Here is a 25,843-nt window from a genome sequence, read left to right on the forward strand (position 1 = left end):
CTTATAGGTTTCTTAAATTAAAACTCAAATTAATTTGGTTAGCAGAAGAAGAATATGAAATTCAAAAAATATGTTTATACATATTAAATGAGGGTATATTTCAAATGATAATAATTATTATTCTATAAAAATAGAATATGATTTCCCATAGGATTCCCTTAAAATATATATTTTCTAAATTCCATATTAAATAGGATACTTTAAACAAAATGGGATCTTAAAATTGTGCCAATAAATATTATAAAAGAATATGGTAAGCGTAGAGAGAAAAAAGGGAATGAGATAGATAATGTGTTAAAAAATAAAGATATTAATATTTAAGGAGGATTAATAATGAGTAAAATTGTTTTAGTTGGAGCCAATCATGCGGGAACAGCTGCTGTAAATACTATTTTGGATAATTATGAAAATAATGAAGTGGTTGTATTTGATAGAAATTCAAATATTAGTTTTTTAGGTTGTGGAATGGCACTATGGATAGGAGAACAAATAAAAGGACCAGAAGGACTTTTTTATATGACTAAAGAAAGAATAGAAGAAAAAGGTGCTAAGGTTCATTTAGAAACTGAAATACAACATATCGATTTTGAGAAAAAAGTAGTAAAAGCTGTTAACAAAAATGGTGAAGTAATAAATGAAACCTATGACAAATTAATCTTAGCAACAGGATCGTTACCTATTAGTCCTAAGATAAAGGGAAGTAATCTTGAAAATGTTCAATTTGTAAAATTATATCAGGATGCTCAAAAAGCAATAGAACTTCTTCCTAATAAAGACATAAAAAGAGTTGCAGTAGTTGGTGCAGGGTATATAGGAGTTGAACTTGCAGAAGCTTTTCAACGTTGCGGTAAAAAGGTTACATTAATAGATGCTGCAGAGTCATGCTTAACAAGATATTATGATAGCGAATTTAGAAAGAAAATGGAAGATAACTTAAGAAACAAGGGAATTGATTTACAGTTTAATCAAATGGTATCAGAGATAAAAGGTGATACAAAGGTAGAAGGGGTATTAACTGATAAAGGTGAGTATGATGTAGATATGGTTGTTTTAGCAATAGGATTTAGACCAAATACAGATATTGCCAAAGATTCTCTAGAAACATTTAAAAATGGTGCATATAAAGTTAACTTAAATCAACAAACAAGTAAAGAGGATGTATATGCAATTGGTGATTGTGCTACAGTTTATGATAATTCCATACAAGATACAAACTATATAGCTCTTGCAACAAATGCTGTAAGAAGTGGTATAGTAGCAGGACATAATGTTTGCGGAACTAAATTAGAATCAATAGGTGTTCAAGGATCAAACGGTATTAGTATCTATGATTTAAAAATGGTATCTACAGGTATGACTCTAGAAGTAGCTAAGAGCCGTGGATACGATGCTGAATCTGCTGATTGGGCAGATTTACAAAAACCAGAATTTATAGAGGATGACAATACGGAAGTTATGGTGAAAATCGTGTATGATAAGGCTACAAGACGTATTTTAGGAGCTCAAATGGCATCTAGTATAGATATATCTATGGGGATACACATGTTTTCTTTAGCAATACAAGAGCAATTAACAATTGATAAGCTCAAATTATTAGATATTTTCTTCTTACCTCATTTCAATAAACCATATAATTATATCACAATGGCAGCATTATCTGCTAAGTAGTATAAAGAAACTCTGCATAATATTATGCAGAGTTTTTATATATAAAATATTACTTATAAATCAGAGAATTTTTTATAGAATCTTATGCTATAAGAGGTCTTTTAACAGATGTTTCACAATCCTCTGAATCATATTCAAATCCGATCTCACCAATATATGAAGCTAAATCAATTACACGGCAAGAGTATCCCCATTCATTATCATACCATGCAACAACTTTAACCATATTCTTTCCTGTTATCATAGTAGATAAACCATCTACGATAGACGAACGATAATCCTTTTTATAATCTATTGAAACTAATGGTTCTTGTGAATATCCAAGTATTCCATGAAGAGGACCTGCTGCTGCTGCTTTTAATTTTTTGTTTACTTCTTCAGCAGTAGTTGATTTTTCTAATTCAACTACTAAATCTACTACTGAAACTACAGGAATCGGTACTCTCATAGCCATACCATTCATTTTACCTTCTAAGGTTGGCAATACTTTTGCTACTGCTTTTGCTGCACCTGTTGTTGTAGGAATAACAGACTGTGCTGCCGCTCTTGCTCTTCTTAAATCCTTATGTGGTAAATCTAATACATTTTGATCATTTGTATAAGCATGAACAGTTGTCATTAAGCCATTTACGATTGTAAATTCATCATCAAGTATTTTTGCAACTGGTGCTAAACAATTTGTTGTACATGATGCGTTTGATACAACATGATGTTTTGCAGGATCATACTCCATATGATTTACACCCATAACAAGTGTTTTATCTTCATTTTGTCCAGGTGCAGTAATAATTACTTTTTTTGCACCTGCTTGAATATGCTTTTGACAATCTTCTTTACTTCTAAATTTTCCAGTTGCTTCAATTACAATATCTACTCCTAATTCTTTCCAAGGAATTTGAGCAGGATCTCTATGTGCTGTAAATACGATTTCTTTATCTCCTATTATAATTGAATTTTCAGTAGCCTTTACTTCTTGAGGCAAAATACCATATAAAGAGTCATATTTAAATATATGTGCATGCTTTTCAGGTCCACTAGTACTATTGATTGCAACAATATCTATACCTTGATTTCTTTCTAACCATGCTCTTAATACATTCTTTCCAATTCTACCAAAACCATTAATACCTACTTTTATTGACATGTCATGTACCCCCTGTTATTAAATATATGTATACATACACTGAATTGTATGTAATATTTGTTGAATGTGTTATACTACATGAAGATAATAACACATTTAATATTATTTGTATACATTATTATATGTTTTTTATTAAAAAATGTATTATGTATACTGAATTGTATGTAATACTTAGCATATGTGTTATGCTACATCGAGATGGTAACACAGATAATATTATTTGTATATAGTATTATATTTTTTTATTAAAAAAGGCAGATATCAACATGATATCTGCCTTTTTAGCTTTTAGAATTTTTCGCCATTAGTTTTAAATATTTAATTAATAGATTAAAGGAACCTTGGGATAATCGTATAACCCTTCCAATGCCAAATTTTTTTACCATATAAAAAACATTGTTAGTAAATAAATTTATATAGAAATTAGTCTTTAGAGTTTCTAAATAATAAGAGCTTAAAGACATATTTGATGGTCTTATGGTTATTTGACCAAAACTCCAACTCTCATAATCATCCTTTTTAACTAACAATCTATCTTCATATTCCTTATATAAAGGCAGATTTGGGAAAGGAGTTAAGGGGCTAAAGCTTGAAACTTGAGGAGATAGTAATTTGATATATTGTCTAAAACCTTTAAAATCTTCTTTAGTCCAATCGGGATGAACCATGAAGGATGCCCATACATCCACATTTATACTTTTTAAAAATCTAGAGGCTTCCAAATTATCATCTATGGTAGATTTTTTCTCATAATACTCAAGTTCATCAGATTTAAAGGTTTCATATCCTACTAAGAGGGCAACTAGGCCATTATCTTTAAATCTCTTTACCGTCTCTTTATTTTCCAATATGCTATGAACAGAAGCATAACAGATAAATTTTTTATTTATCTTTTCATCTTCTAAAAAATTGCAAATTTCATTTATTCTTTCGCTATTATGCAGGAAGTCATTGTCGAATACCATTACATAATCTTCTTTTATATTTCTTATATCTTCTTTTACCATATCCATAGGGAAGTATTCTTCCGCATGGCCTTCTATCCTCCAGCGAAGGCAAAATCTACAGGTCTTAGCACATCCCCTACTAGTACCCATAATGGCAGTTGGTTTATATCCAAAATAAGAATAATTATGTCTATATTTTTGAGTAGATTTCCTATTAGGAAGGATATATTCATTTACTCCAGGCACCTTAGAATCTTCATAATTTCTAGATTTACTTAAAACTCCATCTATAAGAGGGATTTCACAAACTTTTTCTATCTCCCCATATAATTTTAATAGATTCTTTTCATTACTATATTTCATAATATGGTCCATGGATGAATCCATAAAGGCACCAGGATTTAAGTAAGCTTGGGTACCGCCTACTATGGTTACTATGGAATTATTTAATTCTTTTATTTGTCTACTTATACTTAAAACCTTAATCACATCTATACAAAGACTGGTTATGGCAATTACTTGGGGCTTATAAGCCCTAATTTTTTCATCTAAAGGCATATTATCAGCCATCATATCAAATATTTCAACTTCGTATTTATCTTCTAAGACCTTATATACCATTTCAAGGCCAATGGGCTCACTGTACATGAACTCTCCAAGGGCTATGGCCTTTTTTATTCTTGGGGGTCTTACTAAAAGGACTCTCATCGGTCACCTCCTAAAAAATATTAGGTGTTATTTTTTTCTTTATTTGATATCTGTAAAAGAGATTCACCAGGAAATAAAATAAGTATTTATCCATTCTTTTAAAAAAGTCACTTCTAAAAATAGTTCTATTAAATATGGACTTAAAAGAAAATACCCTATTATACAATTCCCAATAGGCTTTTGTTAACTCTTTTGGACTCATATGCTTAGGTATATGGACTGCCTGAGAGCCATCATAGGAATAGATATCATCTATATAAATGCGATTTTCTCTTTTCATTTCATCATAATATTTAGTTCCAGGTATGGGTGTTAATATATAAAATCTAGGAACTACTATTTTATTATCTTCAATAAATTTTGCCGTATCATGTATGGACTGCAATGTATCTCCATCGGCTCCAACAACCATTTCTGTAGATACATCTATACCTGCATTTTGAATATTTTTAATTAGCTTAGAGTAGTCCCAAGGCTTTGCCCAGCATTTATCCATAAATTTTAAACTTTCATAGTTTATACTTTCAAGGCCAAAGCTTAAGGCTATACATCCACTATCATACAATAATTTTAAAAGATCCTTGTCTTCTCCTACTTTGATGGAACATTGGGAGAGCCATTTCATATCTAGTTTTTTTATTTCTCTACAAAATTCTTCTAAATATTTTCTATCAGATATAATATTGTCATCTAACAATAAGAATTTTTTAAAGCCTAAATCCTTTACTTGTTTTATATCCCTAATAACTTCATCTAAGGGCCTCTTTAAATAGGAGTTTTTATAAAGGCAGTAAACGGAACAAAAGCTACAGGAATTTGGACAACCTCGTCCTGCTTGAACTGGTAAAAAATCTCCTATATTTTTATTCATTATTAAATCAAAGCGGGGCGGTGGAGTAGATAAACTAGTTAAATTCTTTTGATAGAACTTTTTAAGCTGTCCTTTCTCAAAATCCCTTATGGCTTCACTCCAAACCAATTCTCCATCTCCAATTATGACACTATCACAGTATTTAATGGCTTCCTCATTCATTAAGCTTGCCATATATCCGCCAAGGATTACTGTCTTACTCCTTTTCCTAAACTCCTTAGCAATATCTATAGACCTTATTATGGCATGTCCCATACTTCCTATGGCTATTAAAGATGCATCCGTATGAAAGGGGATATCTTCTATGGTCTCAAGGCAAATTTCCACTTCCCAATCAGAGGGAGTTAGACTAGCTAAAAGGGGCATGGCTAAACCAACAAAATATAATTTAGACTTTTTAATAGGCTCCCTATTAGAATCATAAGGAGTTGACTGTATTAAAAGGATTTTTTTCTTCATCTTAAACACCCCTTATAACTTTCTTTATATACTGCATAATTACTAGGGAACTTCCAATAAACATTTTGAAATTTTCTTTGAAAGCATATTTTTTTAAGAGCCTCATAGTATTTTTAGGCCTCATGGTAACCCTATAATAGGTTTTTATTGTTTCCATATAAAATTCCCTTATGGAAAGATGCTTAGGTCTTAATACTAGATGGGCTAGATCCCATTTTTCAAATTCATTTTCATCTATAATAAAGTCTTTTTTATAATCATCATAAATGGCTGTACCCTTTAAGGGGGTTAAAGGTTGCAAATTTATGAATGTAAGATTAAGTCCTATAAGCCAATTGGCCAAATCCTTAAAATCGGATTTAGTATAATCTAAAGGTAAAATTAAGGTGGCGTAAGTTTCCACATCATATTTTTGTAGTATTTTTATGGCTCTTTCATTTATATGAATATTAGTTTTTTTATTGTATTTTTCCAGATCCGTTTCCCTAAAGGACTCAATGCCTACAATTACAGCCCTGAGACCTAGAGATGAAAATCGTCTTATTAAATCTTCATTTGAGCTTATGAAGTCCGCCCTACCATATACTAGATAATTCTTTTTTATATTTTCCGCCTCTAATCTATCACAAAAGTCTTCTATACGATTTTTATCTGCTAAAAAATCATCATCTACTATATATATTTCATCTTCTGGGATACTTTTTAATTCATCTATAACAGAGGAAAGGGGCCTTTTAAAATAAGCACCATCTGTTATTTCTTTGCAAAAACAAAAGCTGCAATTATAGGGACAACCAAAGGATGTCTTTATTAAAGAACAGGGATTATGGAACATATAATAATAATGTTTTCTGTACTTAGAAACACTTTTTCTATTGGGAAAGTTATAGTTAAACTCCATTTTTTTAACTACAGGCTTATTAGGACCATAGATTCCATCTATATGATTAAAACTAGTATTATTAACTATACTTTCAACTATTTCATTGAAGGTGTCTATTCCGTTAGCCCTAATAATAAAATCTATATTATCATCTAAAAAATCCTCTGGCACTACTTCGGCGTGGACTCCACCTACGGCTATATAGGTGTCTTTTTTTATGAATTTTATTTCCCGGGCATAATTTTTAATTATATTCACATGGCTTATGTAGCCTGTAAAGGCTACTAGGGTAGGATTGTACTTTTTTATAAAATAATCCATAGATTTTTTCTCTATTATCATATCTATAATATGAACCTTTACCTTATTTATTAAATGGCATGGAATATTAGAGTATAAGTATTCTAATTCTAAGGGTTCACATATCATGACATGTTGTAGTCCTATAGTTTCTTTATGAGGTTTTGGTCTTATTAGTAGTATATTCATAGGCTCACCCCATTAAATCTTTCTTAGTACAAAGAGTACTATGGATGGCATGAAAGATTTCTCCTTTATGATTTCTACTTTTTCTAGTTCAAATAAATCCTTTGATAAAAGTCTTATATTATTAATACTTAAATACTGGGCTTTACCCGTAGTGAATTTTACGAAAAAAAGAGCTAATTTATCATAAAAACTATTTTCGCTGGCCTGAGCTAATAATAAAGTTCCATCTTCTTTTAACACCCTATGAAACTTTTTTAATATTTCTCTCTTATTCTTATAATAGGGAAAAGAATGGCTGCATAATATATAATCCATATTAGAATAATGTTTATCTACATGAGATACATCCATATTTTCGTAATTAATGGTAGAGTCCATATGCTTTGCTCTTTTTATCATGTAAGGAGAATAGTCTATTCCGTACAGGTTTAAATTAATAAAATTAAATTTATCTTTTATATCCCTTAAAAGCTCTCCTATACCACATCCAGCATCTAATATATTAAAATTTTCATCTATTTTTAAGTTGTCTATTATTTTATTTCTAGTGGGAGTCAATGAATATTTTTGAACCCATAATTTATCATAATACTTGGCCCAAAAATCCCACATGAATTTTAAACTCATATTAATTACCTCTCAATCTATTAAATAAAAACTTCATGTAATTACTACTATAAAAGAGTTGAAGTACATAGGTTTTATAAAACTTCCATAGGAACCTACCCCTAGATAAATGGATAGGTTTTATTAATAAATTTAAAAAATCAAATTTCTCATAGGATACATTATCCATTAAATCCTTGTACTCCTCATAAATTTCAGTACCCTTCATGGGAGTAAAGATTGATAGGGTATAGGTTTTTAGTTTATATTTCCTAATGAAATTTCGTAGGGTTTTAAAATCTTCCCTAGTATAATTGTGATTGACTATGAAAAGGGCCGTAAGGTTTATATTATAATTTTTTAGTATTTCTATAGTGCGTATATTCTCATTAATAGTTAGACTTTTATTATAGGAATTTAGTTCAGAGGTACTTACGGCTTCCATTCCCACTATGAAATCTATAAATCCTAAAGTAGATAATCTCTTAATTATATTAGGATTAGAACTTATAAAATCTGCCCTAGAATAGGCTATAAACTTCTTGCTTATATTAGATTTTTCTAATTGATCACAAAAGTCCATAACCCTATTTTTATCTACTAAAAAGGTATCATCAACTATCCAAATATAATCACTAGTAATACTTTTTATCTCATCTAATATATGTTCATTACTACGAGTTATATAATGACCCTCGTTTAATAATTTACAATAACAAAAATTACAGCTAAAGGGGCAGGAATGGGAGGCCTTTAAAAGGGCCATATTATTATAATTTAAATATTTTGTTTTATGTTTATACTTATTAAAAAACTTCCTATTAGGCACATAGTCTTCCCAATACTGTACTTTAAAGGAATCATTTATTACCCACTCACCATTTTCCTTAAAAATTATACCATCTACATTACTCATACTTTTCTTTTCTCTTATGTTTAAAATTAACTTTTTAAAGGATAGAAGACTGGGAGAATTAACTATATAGTCTATATAATCACACAGAAAATCATCATAGTTTATTTGAGCATAGACCCCTCCAACTATAATCTTTATATTAGGAAAGTTCTCCTTTATCCATTTAGCCCTATTAATAATAATGTCAGTAGCCGTAACATATCCTGTTAGATATACTATGTGGGGATTAAACTCTTTTATATAATCTTTGTATGACTTCTTAATAAATAGGGAGTCATGGATTAAACTAGGAATGTTTATCTCATCTAATACACTTTGTAAATATGCCAATTCCAATGGTTCTGTCACCACTGGCTCAAAATAAGAAAAAAGAGTTTTTTTATGACATTTTAAAAGAATTACTTTCATAGGCTACTCCTTAAATACTTTATGACTTATACTATAGGGTTTATATGAGAAATAGGGAATAATCTTAGATAAAATCCTATTTACCAGTGGGTTATGGTGATGAAGATACATGTATTTCTTTTTATAAGTACATCCTACCTTCAACTTAGACTCTTCTGCCGTCTGTCCAAAATCTATGCTTTTAAAATTGTTTTCTATTCCGTACTTGACCATAAATAAGAGCATATTTAAATAGATATCATACTCTAAATTGATTTTTTTATTAAATCCACCAAATAAAAAGATTAATTCATCACCATTGTGTACTAGCTGAACAAAGGCTACAGTTTTTTCTTTTAATTTAAATACAAAAATCTTTGAAGGATAGGTTTTAAAAAAATCTATAGATAGCTTTTCTAATTTTTCCTTAGAATCCATATAAACCTGCAAATATAAGTTATATAGTTTTTGATCAAAGGAACTGTTTTCAATTTCTTCTATATGAATAGGTCCACCCTTACATAGGGATTTTTTTAATCTATATCTATAGGAACTTCTCATGGAATTTAAATAATCATTAAAGGATTTAAAATTTAGATCTAAGACACAGGAGGGAAGAGTATATCCCTTTGGAAAATCTAAATTATTATCACTATTTAAAATTAATTTAAAGCCCTTTGTGTGTTTTATATATTTCTCTAGATTACTAAAACTATAGCCCTTTTTACTAACAGAAAAGGGCATACCGATTATATTTAAAGGAAACCTTAAATTAAATGGCCCCTTAAATTTAAAAATATTAATATTTATTTTATAATCTATAATAAAACTATTAGTATTAAAATCCACATGGTACCTTTGGAAACAGGGATTGTTTTTTTCTAAATTTTTAAGACTTTCAAAGGAACTGATAGAATCTATCTTAAACTGTTTATCCCATACATGTTCTAACTCATCTATTGTATTATAGGTTTCCATATTATTCATATTAAACCTCTAACAAATAGGCCTTGTATTTTTTGTACTCCTTGTGGGCCCACTTAATACCAAAGTTCCTGGAGTCCATATTATCCTTTAAAATCCAACCTGATTCGCATATCTCATATCTATCCTTAATTAAATCATTGCAATAATCAAAGAGGGCTAAAATTGCGCCAGTCTTTTGAAATTCAGGTAAGATTCCCATTTCTACTATTTTAAATTTCTTTATTTTATTTGAAAATAACTTATTTTTAATTACTGTTTTAATTCCTAAATTGTCATTAACATTCATAAGTTCATGGTAATCTGGATACCAAAGCATAAAACCTACAGGTTTTTCTTTATATTCTACAAATAAAAGATTTTCTTCCTTTAAAAGATGTTTAAAATCTTTAAAAAGTTCCATATCTTCTTCTATTCTACGCTCGTAATAAAAAAGGTGATCCACGAAGGCCCTATTGTTTATATGGGTATATATACGTGCTTCCCTTTCTAAATCTTTAAAGGATGCCTTCCTAACATTAAATCGACTTCTAATTTTACATAGGATTTTATCATTTAAAGGGAAGCTAAAATCCTTCATATTAGTAAGATAACTAACTAGATCAATAGTGGAAAATCCAAAATCTGAAAATAGGTCGTTGTAATGAGGACTATTATAGGCCATACCAAAGCTTTGTTTTTTATCATAGTCACTGGCTAAAAAGCCTAAACCATAATTAACATGTAGATTAAGACCAGCAGAAATTTTACTGGTGCCTTTTTCACGCGCTCGTTTTAAAACATGGTCCATAAAAAGATTAAATGAATCCACATTATTATCTATAGCTTCAAAATAAGTGATTTGAAGGATTTCATCCATTCTATCTACTACTGCTAAAGTGGCACATAAAACAGGTTTATTTTCCTTGTAAATCATAATGGCTTCAATCCAAGAAGATTTACATATTTCACTTTTTTCCTTTAAAATATCACTCATTACATTTAACATGGAATTTCTATATAGGACATTATCTTTATAAATATTTTTTACAAAGTTTATATATTCATTTACTTCATTTTTATTTAGAATTTTTAATTCCATAAGATTTATTCACCTACAATTTACATGAATTTATCTAATTATATCACATAAGAAAAAATTCATTATTTTACAAAAAAGTTACATATATATGGAGATATATACATGAAAAAACATAATTATTTACAAATAGTTAAGGTGTTTACAGATTATGGTGATACTTGAAAAAACCGATAATAATAAATTTAACAAAATCCCACAAAAAGGTCTAAATACCCAATATAATAGATAGTAGAAAATATAACATTATTTATACGGCCTTTAATGGGGGTGGATTTTAAATGGCTGAAGATAGGATACACCTAAAATTAGAATCTTCCAATGATTATTCTCCGTATCATTATGATATTATATTCGAGATAATGTACGGAAAGAAAACCATTGGTTTCATAAAAGGAGTAGTTTTTAATTGCTTAAAGATGAAACAAGGAAAAAACAATATGTCAATGGAAGAGATATTTAGTAGTATGGGTTATAGGGAAGAAGATTTATGGAGAGCCCTAGTAAAGAATGATAAGGAATATGAAAAGAACAAGTATAATAGTAAGCAATATGAAGAGACCTTTAAGTTCTCATTTGCTAATTCAAATTATTTCTTCATAAAAGAATTTTATATGGAGAAATATTTTAGAGATAGGGATGGTTTTTCATTTGCCTTAGAGTTATTACCTTATTATATATGCAAGGAAAAGAAAAACTTTATAGAAATAATGATAGTCCATAATCCAGAGGATAAGAGTTGGAAAAGGAAGGTAGAAAAATATTTTTCAAGCTGTAAGAACTTTGATCCTATGGGGGAAACAGAATTTTTATTTCATAATATTTTATACGATATTAGTGAAGAAGTTGTTGCAACCGCATAAAGATGAACTTATTTTTGACTTACTTAACCCTTAAAAGATTATAAGCAAGAAATCCTGATTCTTCAGGATTTTTTGTTTTTAGGAATAGAAATAGAAACTGAGGTATAAGGAGAAATTCAAAGTATATATAAGCTAAAATCATATATAAATGAAATATTAATAATATTGAGTAAACCTGCTAATATATAGGCCTTTACTATAAAATAAATAATGGTATGATTATAAGGTAAAATAAGCTTAACAGGCAAACAGGAGGAAAAGCTAAATGCTTCAAGAGAATTATAGACCCATGGACAAAAATGATTGGCAAGGAAGGATAGATAGTGTGATTAATTATGATGCCTTTAGATGGCATCAATGGGTTAAACCACTAGATTTAAATAGAGATGATTTAGAACCTTTTGAGGGAAAAGTAGGTTTTGCATTCATAGGCTTTCCATCTGATGAAGGAGTTAAGAGAAATAAGGGAAGAACTGGTACTGCTAAGGGGCCAGAGAGTATTAGAAAAGAGCTATCACATTTACCATGCTCCTTTAGTGAAAAAGTGAAATTATTTGATGCAGGAAATATAATCTGCAAAAATAGAACACTAGAAGAAAATCAAAAACATTTAGGTGAAGCTGTAGAGAAAATACTTAGCCTGAATCTATTTCCTATTGTACTAGGTGGAGGTCATGCAGTGGCCTTTGGTCATTACAAGGGAATACTTAGTCACTTAAGGAAAGAAAATGAGAAACCTAATATAGGAATAATAAACTTTGATGCCCATTTTGATATTAGACCATATCCAAATGGTGGAACATCTGGAACTATGTTTAGACAAATAGCTGATGTATGTGAAGAAGAAGATATTAATTATTCATATATGTGCGTAGGAATCCAAAAACATAGTAATACAGTAGATTTATTTAAAACAGCAGAGGGGTTAGGAGCTAACTATATATTGGCTAAGGACATTAGAAATGGAGATAGTTGGAACTTACTTGAAACTATAGATAAATTCATGAGAACTCAGGATCATATTTATATGACCATATGCGCAGATGTATTTTCTACAGCATATGCGCCAGGTGTAAGTGCTACTCAGCCGTTAGGACTAGAGCCAGAAAAAGTACTTAACTTTATGAAATATATATTAAAATCTAAAAAAGTAATAAGTTTTGATATAGCTGAGGTGTCACCTCGTTTTGACCAAGATAATACAACGGCAAACTTGGCAGCCGTATTAATATTTTCAGTGGTAAACACAATTTCTAAGATGAATAACCTATCCATTTAAATGGATAGGTTATTTTTTACGCTATGAAAAACTATAAATTTTCAAAACTGTGGATAAGTAAAAAAATGAAGGGGGTGTGGGGGAAGAATTCCCCTGCTTATTTAAAGGAGGGTGCTCAGCAACTTCAGTTGCGTCGAAGGGAACCATAGGGTTCCATAGCGAAGCATACGAAGTATGCCTTTTTTACTTAGGTAACAATAAATTTGGACAATGAATAAATTATATTAAGTAATAATATAAGGAGGTGCTACTGTGAGTGCATTAATTCAGAAGCATCTTTATGTTAACTTTCAACAAGGAGTAACGCCTACTGCTCCCATATTAAATAGATGCTATACCGTAACCTGTTGTGAGAAAACATGTCAGATATATTTATCAGTAGGTAGAGAATATAATATTCAAAATGTAAGATCTATGAGAGGAATGTTACTGGCACGTTGGACATGCATAAAAAACAGATATGTGCTAAAATGCTGTTGTCCTTTAGGCGGTGGTACAAGGGCAGAGATTAAAAAAGGATATGCAAAATGCAGATGTGATTTACCATTAGCACTAGGGGCCATAGTATATGGAGATAGATTATTATTAGAAGCTAATCCTTGTTTATGTAGAGCTCCTATCTATGTAGAATTCACATCTCCATATTATGGTCCCCAGAGATGGAAAACTGTAGATAATTGGAGAATAGACTAGAAGGGATTATATAAATAATTAGAAAATAAGGATGTGCTTGTTATGAGTAGATTAGATCCAAATAAGCTTCAAGTGGACTATTTTCAAGGAGTAACCCCCGTAGCCCCCATACTAGGTAGACACTATACCTTAACCCATAGTGATGAAACAGCAGAATTATTTTTGGCAATAGGAAGAAGATACGCTTATGAAAGGATAGGTCCCATGAGGGATGAAGTGTTAGGCCATTGGTTTTGTTGTGGAACAGAATGTATACTAAAATTTTCAGTCTATCTTGGAGGCGAAAATAGAGAGCTTGTTAAAAAGAGATATGAAATTTTCGTAAGGGAATTACCATTGGCATTAGAGGCCATAATGTATGGAGATCGATGTCTATTTGAAAGTAGGCCTTTCTTATATGAAACACCCATATTCATACATTTTCAATCCCCATATGAGGACTTTGATCATGTGGAACAATGGGGAGTAGCAGGAGATTGGAAAATATATTAAAAATAACTCAAGTGATAAGAAAAAAATCTTATCACTTTTGTTATTTAGAATAAAAATTATGATTAAAACTTTATTCCATATACAAAAAAATTAGTGTAACATACTATGGATATTATAGGGAATATGAGGGGAAAAAATTTAATATATAGGGTATAACCACCTTTTTAACATTATAATACGTTAATCTATATTTTGTGAATTATTGATTATACCCTAGTATTTTTTCATAACAAAACAGAAAAATAACTATTTAATATTCAGTAACCATCAAATAATTGTTTTGATCTTGTAATACTGCAACAACTACAACTTCAACAAAAGAGCTAGAATTATCCTGATGATTACCACTGTTATCGGTCATAGTAACAATTACCTGTACTTTAATCCTTCTTGGGTCCATCACAATTTGTGTGGTATCTACTTCAATTTTTGCTACATGGTGATCTCCACTAGGATACTGAACATTAAATCCTTTAATAAAAACTTGAGAACTAATTATATCAGCATCAAAAGTAAATATATGAAAACCTTGACCATTAGTTATGTTTGCAGTTTGAAATACTAATCCCATTGTAAGTTCCTCCAATCTAAATTTATTTTTTGCTATAGATCTTCTTTTATCGATATATATATGCTGGTTGGGACAAGTTGTTACTATGTTATTAAGGTAGCTTGGAGATTAAAAACATGCCATAGAATATAATTATTTTTTAAGTGAATTGAAATAATAAGGATTAAGAGGCCTAAGAGAATAAAAGACGAATAAGGAGTGATGATAGATATCATTACTTTTTATAATGTTGACAAAATTTAAAAGAGTATATAAAATAAGAGTGAGTAGTCACTCTTGAAAGAGGAGGGTATTTGTGAACGATAATACAAAAGAAACTATTATAATAGAAGCGCTGAAACTCTTTAATGAGTTTGGATTCCATGGCACATCCACATCGAAAATTGCAAAAGCTGCAGGCGTATCTAACGGGGCGTTATTCAATCGTTTCAAGACGAAAGATGAGCTTATCAATGGAATCTACATGTATGTGAAGTTACATTTTAAACAGTATATAGATAGTAAATTTGATGAAAGCCTTGAAACGGAAGAAGCGGTGAAATCACTTTGGAAAAGTACCGTAAAATGGGGCATCGAGAATCCCGAATATCTGAAATTTCAAGGGCAGTTTAATAATTCACCTTACGTCAACTGTGTAAATAAAGAAACTAGCAAAGATGCATTACAAGTTGCTTGTGAAAGAAAGAACCTTTTGAAGAAAAACAGAGAAATTAGTGACGAAGATTTTAATCTACTAGTTATCTGTATGGCAGGAGCAACAAATGCCTTGTCATTTCATCTGATAAATAACGAGGTTGATGATATCGATGTCCATATGGATAGTGTCTTTGAACTTTTATTTAAAGGCATACTGAAATAATAATTAAGTTTGTAATGAGGAACGTAATGTTCCTCGTATTTTAGGCCATCTTAAGAGTGACTAGTCACTCTTTGGGCGATTGTTATCCATATTAAAACTTACAGAACTATTGATAAAATAAATTTGATGAATGGAGGAATTCACACATGAAACTATTTTACTTTACAGCATCAGGGAATTGTCTTGCTGTAGCTAAAAAACTTGGAGGAGAGCTGCATTCCATACCACAGGTTTTGAAAGAAGGAGATTTTACTTTTGAAGATGATCAAATTGGCATTATATTTCCATGTTACGCCGTAAGCACTCCAACCATAGTGGAAGAATTTCTTGAAAAAGTGAAGTTGAAATCTGATTATATCTTTGGAATTGTCACATATGGTAAAACACATGGTGGAGTACTAGAACATTTTGAAAAGATTGCCAAAAAAAATGGTATAGAGTTGTCTTACATGAACAGCCTATTGATGGTAGATAATTCAATAAAATTCTATGATATGGATAAACAAATTAGGGACCAACATACAAAGAGAATTGACGAACACATGGAGATGATCCTTGAGGATATCCAATCTAGGAGAGAATTGAAAAAAACATCAAACTTCTTAATGAAGTACCTTAGCAATTTAGGCAACCATATGTATAAAAAAGAAGTTGGAGATTATGATAAGAAATTTACGGTGGAAAGCCATTGTAATGGATGTGGAGTTTGTGAAAAAGTTTGTCCAGTAAATAATATTCACGTTAATGATAGACCTGAGTTTAAACATAATTGTATCAGATGTTATGCATGTACTCATAATTGCCCACAAAACGCCATTAGATTGAAAGGGGAAAAGAGCAAAGCGCGATTTAGAAATGAAAATGTACAATTAAGAGAAATTATGGAAGCCAATAATCAAAACTAATGAGTTGCTAACAGATGCAATAAAACATGAAATAGAATATAACTATATTTTAAGAGAATTAAAATAATAAAGTATTAAGAGGATAAAAAGAATAAAAGCCGAATAAAAAGTGATGAGAAGTATCATCACTTTTTATTATGCTTCAAGTCATTATTTTATGTAAAATTATTAATTTAGAAAAATATAAAAGTAATTTTAAAAGGGAGGATTTATGAAATATATAAGAACTGATAATCCCAAAGAGGAAGAGATTAGTGAAATTCGCAACAAGTTAATAGAATACAATCTTTCTCATATTGAGTCAAAAGAAGTTAAGCCTATAGCAATTTTTGTTAGTGACGAAGATGACAATAAAATAGGAGGCATTTCAGCAACAACTCATGGTAATTGGTTAGAGATAACCTTTTTATGGGTTGATGAAAATTTAAGAGGGCAAAAAATAGGTTCAAAGCTATTAAAAGATGTGGAGGAAGAAGCAATAAAAAGAGGCTGTAAATATTCATTTCTTGATACTTTTAGTTTTCAAGCTAGAGATTTTTATATAAAGTTAGGTTACGAAGAAGTTTTCACATTAGAAGAATATCCACTAACTAGTAAACGCCATTATTTTGTAAAGGAATTAATGGAAAATAAGTAATGGACTAATTACATTAGTCATTTAGTTCTATGAAATTACAAATTTTGGGATTGTCTATGTAATGATTATAAACGGAAATTATGCGTTTAACTAATAGTTAATGCACGCTATACAACCTATATTAACCTTTAATTTAGACAATAATTGATAAAATGAATCTCCCACTACTTATAGAAGATGGGAGTTTTCTTTTGCGTTTTTAGATAAAAATATTACTTTAGTTTTACGCCACAGTTTGGGCAACTTGAAGGAAAAAATCTGTATTTTCCCATAAACATGCCACAATAAGGGCATCGTCTTAAAAAAATATTAGATAAAAACATAATTGCTATAATAGCAAAACATAGATATAATAATGGTTTTTCTATTGCTAATTGATTGTGTTCAGCTAATAATCCACTAATAACCAGTAGTGGAAGTATAAATAAAGAGACTCCTGTAATTACCATATTGGTAGTTTGTGCTCTCTGAAACTTTCTAATAATTTCTTTTTCTTGTATGTTTTTTTTCATAACCCTTTCCTTTCTTATAAAAATCTTTTCTATAACTTAGTATACTAAATTATAGAAAAGATCATATAGAAATTATTTTTTAATTTAGGGTATAGCCAATATTTCCAATAAAACATATATATCTTAAATAATAACTGAAAAGAAGATCACATAATGGGGAATAATTAAGCTTGAAAGGAATATGAAGTCCTATATATAGGGACAATAAAAATAATTACAGTATATTAAGTAAGGGAGTGATGGTATGAATATATCTTACATAGCAATTATAGTTATGGGTATTGTAGCTATTGGGGCCATATATATGGTTACTAGTAAAAAGTAAGTGTTTTATAATATCTAATAATCTAATCATAATATTTAAAATGATATCAAGGTGACCGTTGATTACCCTGATATCATTTTTTGTTCTTAGTTTTCTACTCTTATATATTTAAGAAAGTTAATTCCAGTTGAGACAGTTAATTTTTCACCAATTGAAGTGACTATGATCAATGTAAAAAGTATAAAAAAAATAATTTTGATCGAAGGCCATAGAAAAGACTCCCGTGAATAATTTTTTTTACGTTCTCGGGAGGTAGGTATACAGAATCCTACGCCTACCCCGCAAATCAGGAAATTTTCGAAAGTTAATAAAAAGCGAGAAAAAGTTATTGAATAGTCGTTCGTGATGTATATTAAGAAGGATATTACAGGGGAAGCTATAGCTATATATATCATTCTTTCTATATTTTCATCAGACATGAATTTGTGCTTCCAAGTCTTTGTTTTCTTCTTTTTCCTTTTTTTATGCAGTTCTTTACAATAGTCGTCTATACTCTCTTTATTTACTACGACTGGGTTATTATATATATCAATAGGTAATTTTTGCGTGCTATGACAGGACTCACATATAAATGATTGAGGTCTTTTTCTTGAATTTAGTATAATCACATCTGAGCCTTGACAATTTGTACAGTGTCTATGGAGTTGGGACTGACTGCATTTACCACATACAACATAGGTGTTATGGCTTTCGCTTAAATCAAAAGAGCCATAGTTACCACATCTATCACAAGAAAATAGCTCTTCGTCTATAGAAATTTCTTCTCCAGAACAAAATGTGGTTACTGTCCAAGATAAGCATTTCATTAATCTGCGTAAAATAGGATTTTTTATAACCATAACATCTTCTCCTTTTGTGCGTATTGATTTGATATTAACCATTAGTTTAATGCATGATCCATGGATATAATTATACCACATTCATTTCCAAAAACTGTAATTCTATAAAACTAAATAATTATATAATGTAACAAAATCTAATTTGTGTATTATATTTAAAGACAAGGTTTACTAGAAAAAGAAGGAATTGCTTTAGTAAAAGTGGAAGGGAAATATGTATACGGACGTAAAAAATAAAATTCCATGAGAATTAGGAAGATATTTATAAATAGTGGTGGTTAATAGAAATAATACATATAAGGAGGAGCAATTAATGATAGAAGGTGCAATATTAAAACTTAAAGAGATGATCGAAAACTCTAAATTAACAGTAATACTAACAGGGGCAGGCATGGATACGGAAAGTAATATACCAGACTTTAGAAGCAAAGATGGCTGGTGGAGAAATATAGACCCAAGGACTGTGGCAAGTACAGATGCATTATATGGCAACTATGAATTATTCCATGAATTTTACTCTATGAGAATAAATAATTTAACAAAATGCAAACCTCACAGGGGACATTATATATTGACAGAATTACAAGAAAAGGGATTAATACATAGTGTAGCAACTCAAAATGTATCTGGATTACAGAATTTATCAGGAACTAAAAATATATATGAGCTTCATGGAAATATTCAAAGGATAAGATGTGAAAGATGCAGTGAGGAAGCTACTATAGAGGAATTTTTAAATAAACATAATTGTAAGGAATGTGGAAGTAGTATGTTAAGGCCTGGAGTAACATTATTTGGTGAGTCCTTACCACAAGAGGATTGGAATAATGCCATAAGGGATATAGAAAAGGCAGATTTATTGATTGTTATAGGTACAAGTCTTCAGGTATCCCCAGTAAATCAGTTGCCCCTTATGATGAAGGGAAATAAGGTACTTATTAATAGGGAAGATGTGGATGAAGACTATGATTTTCATTTGAAGATATTAGGTAGTGCGGGAGATGTACTTAGAAAGCTAGAAGAGGCTATAGAATAGTATAGAGTGTATATGGGAGGAGCTATAATGAGGGAAATAAAATTAAAAGATGGAAGTACACTTATAATCAAAGAAGGGAATAGATCCCATGCTAAAGAAATGATGAAATACATAGATGCAATAAGCACAGAATCAGATTTTCTAACTTTCGGTCAAGGGGAATTTAACATAACTTTAGAAGAAGAAGAGAAATTTATTGAAAGTGTATCAAAGAAGGACAATGCTATATTCATAGTAGCAGAAATAGAAGGTAAAATAGTGGGAAACCTAAGCTTTTCAGGAGGTGGAAGACCTAGAATAGCACATACGGGAGAGATGGGAGTAAGTGTATTAAAAGATTATTGGGGGCAGGGAATAGGTACAGAACTTATTAAATACCTGATTCATTGGTCAAAAGAATCAAACATAATTAAAAAGATAAATCTGAGAGTTAGAACAGATAATGTATCTGGAATAGGTTTATACAAAAAACTTGGATTTGTTGAAGAAGGTAGCATAAAAAGAGACTTCTTTACAGATGGCAAATTTTATGATTCCTTATGCATGGGACTTTTAATAGATTAATATGAAGGTGAGATAAAATGACAGATAAGAAAACACTATTTAATGTTTTATATAAGATAGCCAAAGAATTTAATGAAAAAAATATCCTATGGGCAGTGGGGGCATCCATACTATTAAATCATTATAATTTAATAGATGAAATAAATGATATAGACATATTTGTCCATGAAGATCATATAGAAAAGGCAGACGCATTATTAAAAAAGTTAGGAAATAAAAAGGAAAGAGAAAAGGTAGGGACCTATTCTACTAAGTACTTTTATGAATATGTTATAGATCATATAGACATAGATGTGATGGCTGGATTTGTTATTAATCATGGTTCTGGTCAATATAATTACATATTTGATGAAAAATCTATTACTGCATATATGCATATGGGAGAAATACAAGTCCCTTTAACTGCTTTAGAAGATTGGTATGTCATATACAATCTAATTCCTAATAGGCAATATAAAGTAAAATTAATAGAAGATTATTTGAATAAGAACAAAGTAATACATCCATACTTATTAAAAAGAGCATTAAATAATCATCTACCTAAAAAAGTGGAAAAAAATATACATGGATTGCTCTAGCATAAAAGCTAGAGTTTTTTTTATTTCATTCAAAAATTTACAAATTTCTTATGGTAAAAATAATATAATTGTAGTATCTATTAATTTTAAGGGAGCGTTCATATGATTACTATACTTTTTATTACTTTTAATATAATTCTTATCTATTTTTATCTAATTAGAGCAGAGATAAGAAGAAGGAGTAGAGGAGAAATTTTGGTTTCAAATGGAAACGGAATCAATCATAGATTATTTATGGGAATATCCTATGTAATTATTTCCGTCCTGTTATTTTTGAAGACTTCTAATATAGAACAATTTAGTATAAGAATGGGATTTTTCTTTTGTGGAGTAGTTTGGTTATACAAAGGATTACTAAAAACACAATTATGTGAGAACGGTATTTACACTCCTGAATATATTATAAATTGGGAGAAGATAAAAAACTATAAATGGATAAGCAACTATGGAGAACCCTATGACCTAGTAGAGTTTGATGTGAAGATATTTAAGGGAGAAAAGAAAGTAATTATGGATGTGGAGAGGATATATAAGGAATATGTGGAGGAATTTCTAAGTGAAAGAGTAAAGAAGGTGGAGTAAGATGTGGAAAAATCCTAAGGTAGTTTTAATGGCCACTTTAACCCTATTGATCATAGGCATATTGCAAATAACATATGAAAATTTTGTAGGTCAATTCTTTGAAGCTATTGTAGGAGTATGGATATTTTTGATAATAGTATGTGTAGTTCATTTTTATTTTAAATTTATAGGATTGAAATCAGATTATGCTAAATTAAAGAAATAAAATATAGGTATATAAATTTAGGCTCTAGTTTAAATAACTAGAGCTTTTTTATTGCTCATATATAGATTAAGGACATACCTAAGATATATATATCATAACCATATAAAAAGAGCTGAATGGAAGGCTTGCTAAAACTGTTATCATTTACTGAAATATTAGTATAAGAATTGCATATATTTATTAGGAAAGAAGTGAAGAGATGAGAAAAAGAATTGAATGTGATGATTTTTTAAAAAACCATGTCTTGACTAATTTAAAAATGAATGGAAAAAAGACTAGAGGTCTCTATTTTGTTAATACACTAAACTTAGAAGCTAATTGTTATGAGAAACATGTGTATGTATTTGAATTGGAAGGTTTAAAGACAAGACACTTGATTTTAAGTATTGAACCGGATGATTTTGAGTTTTTTGGTGATAAAGTGATTTTTAAGGTTTGGAAGGAAGAACATACAGAACTTTACCATTATGACTTTCACACAAAGGAAATTCATCCATATGCCAAAATTCCCTATAAGGTTGAAAAGTTTAGTATTTGTGGTGAAAATATCTATTTTACTGTCACTGTTAAGAAAAATAGTAGTGAAAATTATATTCATAGTGGTGAAAAACTACCATTTTATGAAGAGGGCGTAGGGTTTTCAGCTCAAAGTAGGACTTCTTTGCTTAAATTTAATAATAAGGACTCTCAAATTAGTATTTTAACTGATTCAAATATTCATATTGATGATATTGTATTTGATTTTGAAAATAATAGAATTGTATTTACTGCCTTTGAAGGCGGAAATATAAAATCAATTGCCTCTAATGTATATACATTTGATTTGACCTGTGAATCCATAAGAAGATGGACTAATGGTACTTATCGCATTAGTTATGTGGATGTATTATCTTCTCAAGAGTTAATCTTCTCAGGCGTAGACTTAAGAAATAAGAGCCGCAATGATAATGGCCAGTTATATTTCATTAATACATCAACTGGTTGTTGCAAACCATTAGGCCGTCCTCTTCATAAGAGTAATGAAATGCCAGGGGTTGTATCGGATAGTAGATTTTCCATATCACGTCCTGTAATGACTCAAAAGGAACATTTTTACTTTTTAACAGTAGATCGTTATGGGGTAACTTTAAATAAAATAGGCAGAAAAGGTAACCTAACCTCGTTTAAAACGGGTTTAACCACTATTGACAGTTATGGAATTTTAAAAGAAGGAATGGTACTTATCGGGTTAAAAGGGTTAGGTCTTCATGAAATTTACTATTTTAAAGATGATAAGTTGAGTCAAGTAACAGCGTATAATGATTGGTTATTAAAAGAACGACATCTTAGTGTGCCAGAATATATGAAAGTTTATAATTATGGAATTGACATAGATGGTTGGGTTATTCCACCCTTAGGGATTAAGCCAGGTAAAAAGTATCCTGGTGTGTTAATGATCCACGGTGGCCCTAAATTAATATACAGTCATGTATATCATCATGATATGCAATTATTATCAGCCAATGGTTATTATGTATTTTATGCTAATCCAAAGGGGAGTGACGGTCGAGGTGATGATTTTTCTAATATAAGAGGTTCCTATGGCACTAGAGCCTATAAAGAATTAATGACATTTACTGATGAAGTAATTAGTAAATACCCTCAAATAGATAAGGATGCTCTTGGAGTAACTGGTCCATCCTATGGTGGATATATGACCAACTACATTATAACCAGAACTGACAGGTTTAAAGGAGCAGTGCCTGAGAGTGGAATTAGTAATTTGATTACTGCTTTTACATCATCAGATATTGGATATAAGTATATATTTGAATATATGGGAAATAAAAATACACCTTGGAACAATAGTGAAGTCTATATTGAACAATCCCCAATTATGAAGGCAAACAATGTAAAAACACCAACTTTATTTATTCACGGAAAAGAAGATTATAGGTGTAATTATACTGAGTCTTTAAACATGTATTCTGCATTAAAGTATCACGGAGTGGATACTAAACTATGTGTTTTTGAAAAAGAGAATCATAACTTAAATGTAAGGGGAAGGCCTAAAAGCAAAAAAATTCGACATGAGGAAATGCTAAATTGGTTCAATAGGTACTTAAAAAAGGAGAAAATTTAAGGATGATTTTAGATGGAGACATTTAAAATAAATGAGAAAAATCACATGATTAAATACGACATGAAAATGAATAAGGGAGGGTTAAGGTTGTTAAAAAAAGTGTTATGTATGTGTATGGTCCTAGTTCTTATTTTAGGTACACTTTCAGGCTGCGGATCTAAGGTAGAAAATCCAGGTAATGAAAGAGCTAATAATGAAAAGGAGAATACACAAAAGGCTGAAATTGTTAAGGATGAAATCAAAGTAGCACTAGAATCAGATATTGTATCATTAGATCCTCAAGGACATAATGATACGGCATCAGAAAAAGTATCATTTTTACTATTTAACAGACTCTTTAAATTAAATACGGAATTTGAAGCAGTGCCAGATTTAGTTGAAGAATGGTCACAACCATCAGACAAGGAATGGTTATTAAAAATCAAAGAAGGAGTTAAGTTCCACGATGGGACAGAAATCACATCTGAAGATGTTAAGTTCAGTATGGAAAGATCAAAGGAATCTCCAACAGTACAACATGTTTTAGCAGAAGTAGAAAAGGTAGAAATTGTAGATAAGTATACGGTAAAAGTCACAACCAAAGTGGTTTTTGCACCATTTTTATATACTCTTGCCCATGCAGGTGTATCTATTGTGCCTAAACACTATGTGGAATCGGATGATAACTGGAAAATGCCAGTTGGATCAGGTCAATATAAGTTTGTAGAGTGGGTATCAGGGGATAAGGTAGTATTAGGAAAATATGATGAGTATTATGACGAAGCTGACAGGGGTATGGCTAAAAAGATCACTTTTAAAGTAATACCAGAAGGAACAAGTAGAACAATTGCCCTTGAAACAGGAGAAGTAGATATTATTGCAAGTTTAGAGTCTATGGATTCAGCTAAAGTAGAAGAAAATCCAGAGTTATCTTTATATGAAAAACCATCCACATCAATTGCCTATGTTGGAATGAATGTTGAAAAGGCTCCTTTTGACAATGTACTTGTAAGGAGAGCTATGAACTATGCAATAGACAAGGAGGCAATATTAGAGATTTCATTAAATGGTGCAGGGACTGTTGCTAAGTCAGTAACATCAACAGCCATAATGGGTCAAAAGGATGGGGATTACATATATGATCCAGAAAAGGCAAAGGAACTTTTAAAAGAAGCAGGATATGATGGAAATCTAACTATTGATTTATGGGCATCAGGAGATTTAAGAAAGAGAACTGCTGAAGTTGTTCAGGCTAATTTAATGGAAGTAGGAGTAACTGCTAATATTGAAATGTTTGAATGGGGTGCTTATCTTGAAGCAACTAATTCTGGAAAGCAATCAATGTTCGTCCTTGGATGGACGTCAAATCCAGATCCAGATGCCACATTAACACCACAATTTAGTAAAGGCAGTATTAGAGCACAAAACAGAACAAGATATGTAAGTGAAAAGGTTGAGCAATTATTAGCAGATGGTAGAGTAGAACTAGATTTAGCTAAGCGTAAAGCCATCTATAACGAGTTACATGCAACAGTAATGGAAGATGCACCATGGGTACCTCTTTATGTAAGTAATAAATTAGTTGGTGCAAACAGTCAATTAAAAGGTGTAGAGTTAAATCCACAAGGTTTAGCTAATCTACATAAGCTTCATTACTAAAAA

General features: G+C 30.4%; 26 protein-coding genes. 15 read left to right on the forward strand and 11 right to left on the reverse strand.

Features of this window, described 5'->3' with window-relative positions; translation table 11 throughout:
- Positions 1-333: 333 nt before the first annotated feature.
- On the forward strand, positions 334-1,668 hold the full coding sequence (gene nox, locus CCE28_RS04940) for a H2O-forming NADH oxidase (RefSeq protein ID WP_095131583.1): 1,335 nt from the start codon (positions 334-336) through the stop codon (positions 1,666-1,668).
- Positions 1,669-1,750: 82 nt separating this feature from the next.
- Here the strand turns inward: nox and gap are convergent, their stop codons facing one another.
- From gap to CCE28_RS04980, 8 genes are all read right to left on the reverse strand, one after another.
- The gene (gap, locus tag CCE28_RS04945; protein WP_095131585.1) at positions 1,751-2,812 is read right to left on the reverse strand and encodes a type I glyceraldehyde-3-phosphate dehydrogenase; all 1,062 of its coding nucleotides are present in this window, start codon (positions 2,810-2,812) and stop codon (positions 1,751-1,753) included.
- A 281-nt stretch (positions 2,813-3,093) separates the two neighbouring features.
- Entirely contained in the window at positions 3,094-4,467 is a 1,374-nt protein-coding gene (locus CCE28_RS04950; RefSeq protein WP_095131587.1) for a B12-binding domain-containing radical SAM protein, read from the reverse strand.
- Between the two features lie 10 nt (positions 4,468-4,477).
- Positions 4,478-5,797, reverse strand: coding sequence for a B12-binding domain-containing radical SAM protein (locus CCE28_RS04955; protein ID WP_095131589.1), 1,320 nt, complete (start codon positions 5,795-5,797; stop codon positions 4,478-4,480).
- Position 5,798: 1 nt separating this feature from the next.
- Positions 5,799-7,169: a B12-binding domain-containing radical SAM protein gene (locus CCE28_RS04960; RefSeq protein WP_095131591.1), complete on the reverse strand. Its 1,371-nt coding sequence runs from the start codon at positions 7,167-7,169 to the stop codon at positions 5,799-5,801.
- A gap of 12 nt (positions 7,170-7,181) precedes the next feature.
- Positions 7,182-7,796, reverse strand: a complete 615-nt coding sequence (locus tag CCE28_RS04965; RefSeq protein ID WP_095131593.1) for a class I SAM-dependent methyltransferase — start codon at positions 7,794-7,796, stop codon at positions 7,182-7,184.
- A 1-nt stretch (position 7,797) separates the two neighbouring features.
- On the reverse strand, positions 7,798-9,099 hold the full coding sequence (locus CCE28_RS04970) for a B12-binding domain-containing radical SAM protein (RefSeq protein ID WP_095131595.1): 1,302 nt from the start codon (positions 9,097-9,099) through the stop codon (positions 7,798-7,800).
- A gap of 3 nt (positions 9,100-9,102) precedes the next feature.
- Positions 9,103-10,065: a GNAT family N-acetyltransferase gene (locus tag CCE28_RS04975; protein ID WP_095131597.1), complete on the reverse strand. Its 963-nt coding sequence runs from the start codon at positions 10,063-10,065 to the stop codon at positions 9,103-9,105.
- 1 nt (position 10,066) lies between these two features.
- A complete protein-coding gene (locus CCE28_RS04980) occupies positions 10,067-11,143 on the reverse strand; it encodes a hypothetical protein (protein WP_095131599.1) in 1,077 nt (358 codons plus the stop codon).
- Positions 11,144-11,421: 278 nt separating this feature from the next.
- Between CCE28_RS04980 and CCE28_RS04985 the strand changes: the two genes are divergently transcribed.
- The 4 genes from CCE28_RS04985 to CCE28_RS05000 all read left to right on the forward strand — a co-directional run bounded on the left by CCE28_RS04985 (position 11,422) and on the right by CCE28_RS05000 (position 14,467).
- Positions 11,422-12,003, forward strand: coding sequence for a hypothetical protein (locus CCE28_RS04985; RefSeq protein WP_095131600.1), 582 nt, complete (start codon positions 11,422-11,424; stop codon positions 12,001-12,003).
- A 265-nt stretch (positions 12,004-12,268) separates the two neighbouring features.
- A complete protein-coding gene (hutG, locus tag CCE28_RS04990; RefSeq protein ID WP_095131602.1) occupies positions 12,269-13,282 on the forward strand; it encodes a formimidoylglutamase in 1,014 nt (337 codons plus the stop codon).
- Positions 13,283-13,534: 252 nt separating this feature from the next.
- Positions 13,535-13,975 carry a staygreen family protein gene (locus CCE28_RS04995; RefSeq protein ID WP_095131604.1) on the forward strand — a complete coding sequence of 147 codons (441 nt, stop codon included), beginning with the start codon at positions 13,535-13,537 and terminating at the stop codon, positions 13,973-13,975.
- Positions 13,976-14,017: 42 nt separating this feature from the next.
- Complete coding sequence (locus CCE28_RS05000; protein ID WP_095131607.1) at positions 14,018-14,467, forward strand: staygreen family protein; 450 nt, start codon at positions 14,018-14,020, stop codon at positions 14,465-14,467.
- Positions 14,468-14,717: 250 nt separating this feature from the next.
- Here the strand turns inward: CCE28_RS05000 and CCE28_RS05005 are convergent, their stop codons facing one another.
- Positions 14,718-15,053 (reverse strand): hypothetical protein, encoded by a 336-nt coding sequence (locus CCE28_RS05005; protein WP_141228314.1) that lies wholly within the window; start codon positions 15,051-15,053, stop codon positions 14,718-14,720.
- 280 nt (positions 15,054-15,333) lie between these two features.
- Here CCE28_RS05005 and CCE28_RS05010 point away from each other — a divergent pair, with 280 nt between their 5' ends.
- The 3 genes from CCE28_RS05010 (at position 15,334) to CCE28_RS05020 (ending at position 17,439) form a co-directional block, all read left to right on the forward strand.
- On the forward strand, positions 15,334-15,897 hold the full coding sequence (locus CCE28_RS05010) for a TetR/AcrR family transcriptional regulator (RefSeq protein WP_095131611.1): 564 nt from the start codon (positions 15,334-15,336) through the stop codon (positions 15,895-15,897).
- Positions 15,898-16,043: 146 nt separating this feature from the next.
- Positions 16,044-16,802 (forward strand): EFR1 family ferrodoxin, encoded by a 759-nt coding sequence (locus tag CCE28_RS05015; RefSeq protein ID WP_095131612.1) that lies wholly within the window; start codon positions 16,044-16,046, stop codon positions 16,800-16,802.
- A gap of 211 nt (positions 16,803-17,013) precedes the next feature.
- Positions 17,014-17,439 (forward strand): GNAT family N-acetyltransferase, encoded by a 426-nt coding sequence (locus CCE28_RS05020; protein ID WP_095131614.1) that lies wholly within the window; start codon positions 17,014-17,016, stop codon positions 17,437-17,439.
- A gap of 212 nt (positions 17,440-17,651) precedes the next feature.
- Here CCE28_RS05020 and CCE28_RS05025 read toward each other — a convergent pair whose 3' ends face one another.
- Positions 17,652-17,951, reverse strand: a complete 300-nt coding sequence (locus CCE28_RS05025) for a magnesium transporter CorA family protein (RefSeq protein ID WP_095131616.1) — start codon at positions 17,949-17,951, stop codon at positions 17,652-17,654.
- A 411-nt stretch (positions 17,952-18,362) separates the two neighbouring features.
- A complete protein-coding gene (locus CCE28_RS05030) occupies positions 18,363-19,115 on the reverse strand; it encodes a hypothetical protein (RefSeq protein WP_095131618.1) in 753 nt (250 codons plus the stop codon).
- Positions 19,116-19,428: 313 nt separating this feature from the next.
- On the opposite strand from CCE28_RS05030, the gene CCE28_RS05035 reads away from it, so the two are divergent.
- From CCE28_RS05035 to CCE28_RS05065, 7 genes are all read left to right on the forward strand, one after another.
- Positions 19,429-20,151: an NAD-dependent deacylase gene (locus CCE28_RS05035; protein WP_095131619.1), complete on the forward strand. Its 723-nt coding sequence runs from the start codon at positions 19,429-19,431 to the stop codon at positions 20,149-20,151.
- A 27-nt stretch (positions 20,152-20,178) separates the two neighbouring features.
- Positions 20,179-20,715 carry a GNAT family N-acetyltransferase gene (locus CCE28_RS05040; RefSeq protein WP_095131621.1) on the forward strand — a complete coding sequence of 179 codons (537 nt, stop codon included), beginning with the start codon at positions 20,179-20,181 and terminating at the stop codon, positions 20,713-20,715.
- A 17-nt stretch (positions 20,716-20,732) separates the two neighbouring features.
- Complete coding sequence (locus CCE28_RS05045) at positions 20,733-21,293, forward strand: nucleotidyltransferase family protein (protein ID WP_095131623.1); 561 nt, start codon at positions 20,733-20,735, stop codon at positions 21,291-21,293.
- Positions 21,294-21,395: 102 nt separating this feature from the next.
- Positions 21,396-21,875: a hypothetical protein gene (locus CCE28_RS05050; protein WP_095131625.1), complete on the forward strand. Its 480-nt coding sequence runs from the start codon at positions 21,396-21,398 to the stop codon at positions 21,873-21,875.
- A gap of 1 nt (position 21,876) precedes the next feature.
- The gene (locus CCE28_RS05055; protein ID WP_095131626.1) at positions 21,877-22,080 is read left to right on the forward strand and encodes a hypothetical protein; all 204 of its coding nucleotides are present in this window, start codon (positions 21,877-21,879) and stop codon (positions 22,078-22,080) included.
- A 199-nt stretch (positions 22,081-22,279) separates the two neighbouring features.
- The gene (locus CCE28_RS05060) at positions 22,280-24,202 is read left to right on the forward strand and encodes an alpha/beta hydrolase family protein (RefSeq protein ID WP_095131628.1); all 1,923 of its coding nucleotides are present in this window, start codon (positions 22,280-22,282) and stop codon (positions 24,200-24,202) included.
- Between the two features lie 12 nt (positions 24,203-24,214).
- Entirely contained in the window at positions 24,215-25,840 is a 1,626-nt protein-coding gene (locus CCE28_RS05065; protein WP_095131630.1) for an ABC transporter substrate-binding protein, read from the forward strand.
- Positions 25,841-25,843 lie beyond the last annotated feature (3 nt).

Source organism: Anaeromicrobium sediminis, from assembly GCF_002270055.1.
Classification (GTDB): Bacteria; Bacillota; Clostridia; order Peptostreptococcales; family Thermotaleaceae; genus Anaeromicrobium; species Anaeromicrobium sediminis.

What these genes read in the sequence shown, in the direction of transcription:
- CCE28_RS05060 (WP_095131628.1), top strand. Translation starts at nt 22,280, where the DNA reads ATGAGAAAAAGAATTGAATGTGATGATTTTTTAAAAAACCATGTCTTG.
- CCE28_RS04960 (WP_095131591.1), bottom strand. Translation starts at nt 7,169, where the DNA reads ATGAATATACTACTAATAAGACCAAAACCTCATAAAGAAACTATAGGA.
- CCE28_RS05055 (WP_095131626.1), top strand. Translation starts at nt 21,877, where the DNA reads ATGTGGAAAAATCCTAAGGTAGTTTTAATGGCCACTTTAACCCTATTG.
- CCE28_RS05065 (WP_095131630.1), top strand. Translation starts at nt 24,215, where the DNA reads ATGGAGACATTTAAAATAAATGAGAAAAATCACATGATTAAATACGAC.
- nox (WP_095131583.1), top strand. Translation starts at nt 334, where the DNA reads ATGAGTAAAATTGTTTTAGTTGGAGCCAATCATGCGGGAACAGCTGCT.
- CCE28_RS05020 (WP_095131614.1), top strand. Translation starts at nt 17,014, where the DNA reads ATGAAATATATAAGAACTGATAATCCCAAAGAGGAAGAGATTAGTGAA.
- gap (WP_095131585.1), bottom strand. Translation starts at nt 2,812, where the DNA reads ATGTCAATAAAAGTAGGTATTAATGGTTTTGGTAGAATTGGAAAGAAT.
- CCE28_RS04975 (WP_095131597.1), bottom strand. Translation starts at nt 10,065, where the DNA reads ATGAATAATATGGAAACCTATAATACAATAGATGAGTTAGAACATGTA.
- CCE28_RS04985 (WP_095131600.1), top strand. Translation starts at nt 11,422, where the DNA reads ATGGCTGAAGATAGGATACACCTAAAATTAGAATCTTCCAATGATTAT.
- CCE28_RS04955 (WP_095131589.1), bottom strand. Translation starts at nt 5,797, where the DNA reads ATGAAGAAAAAAATCCTTTTAATACAGTCAACTCCTTATGATTCTAAT.
- CCE28_RS04965 (WP_095131593.1), bottom strand. Translation starts at nt 7,796, where the DNA reads ATGAGTTTAAAATTCATGTGGGATTTTTGGGCCAAGTATTATGATAAA.
- CCE28_RS05015 (WP_095131612.1), top strand. Translation starts at nt 16,044, where the DNA reads ATGAAACTATTTTACTTTACAGCATCAGGGAATTGTCTTGCTGTAGCT.
- CCE28_RS04970 (WP_095131595.1), bottom strand. Translation starts at nt 9,099, where the DNA reads ATGAAAGTAATTCTTTTAAAATGTCATAAAAAAACTCTTTTTTCTTAT.
- CCE28_RS05030 (WP_095131618.1), bottom strand. Translation starts at nt 19,115, where the DNA reads ATGGTTATAAAAAATCCTATTTTACGCAGATTAATGAAATGCTTATCT.
- CCE28_RS04950 (WP_095131587.1), bottom strand. Translation starts at nt 4,467, where the DNA reads ATGAGAGTCCTTTTAGTAAGACCCCCAAGAATAAAAAAGGCCATAGCC.
- CCE28_RS05045 (WP_095131623.1), top strand. Translation starts at nt 20,733, where the DNA reads ATGACAGATAAGAAAACACTATTTAATGTTTTATATAAGATAGCCAAA.
- CCE28_RS05050 (WP_095131625.1), top strand. Translation starts at nt 21,396, where the DNA reads ATGATTACTATACTTTTTATTACTTTTAATATAATTCTTATCTATTTT.
- CCE28_RS05025 (WP_095131616.1), bottom strand. Translation starts at nt 17,951, where the DNA reads ATGAAAAAAAACATACAAGAAAAAGAAATTATTAGAAAGTTTCAGAGA.
- CCE28_RS04980 (WP_095131599.1), bottom strand. Translation starts at nt 11,143, where the DNA reads ATGGAATTAAAAATTCTAAATAAAAATGAAGTAAATGAATATATAAAC.
- hutG (WP_095131602.1), top strand. Translation starts at nt 12,269, where the DNA reads ATGCTTCAAGAGAATTATAGACCCATGGACAAAAATGATTGGCAAGGA.
- CCE28_RS05035 (WP_095131619.1), top strand. Translation starts at nt 19,429, where the DNA reads ATGATAGAAGGTGCAATATTAAAACTTAAAGAGATGATCGAAAACTCT.
- CCE28_RS05040 (WP_095131621.1), top strand. Translation starts at nt 20,179, where the DNA reads ATGAGGGAAATAAAATTAAAAGATGGAAGTACACTTATAATCAAAGAA.
- CCE28_RS05000 (WP_095131607.1), top strand. Translation starts at nt 14,018, where the DNA reads ATGAGTAGATTAGATCCAAATAAGCTTCAAGTGGACTATTTTCAAGGA.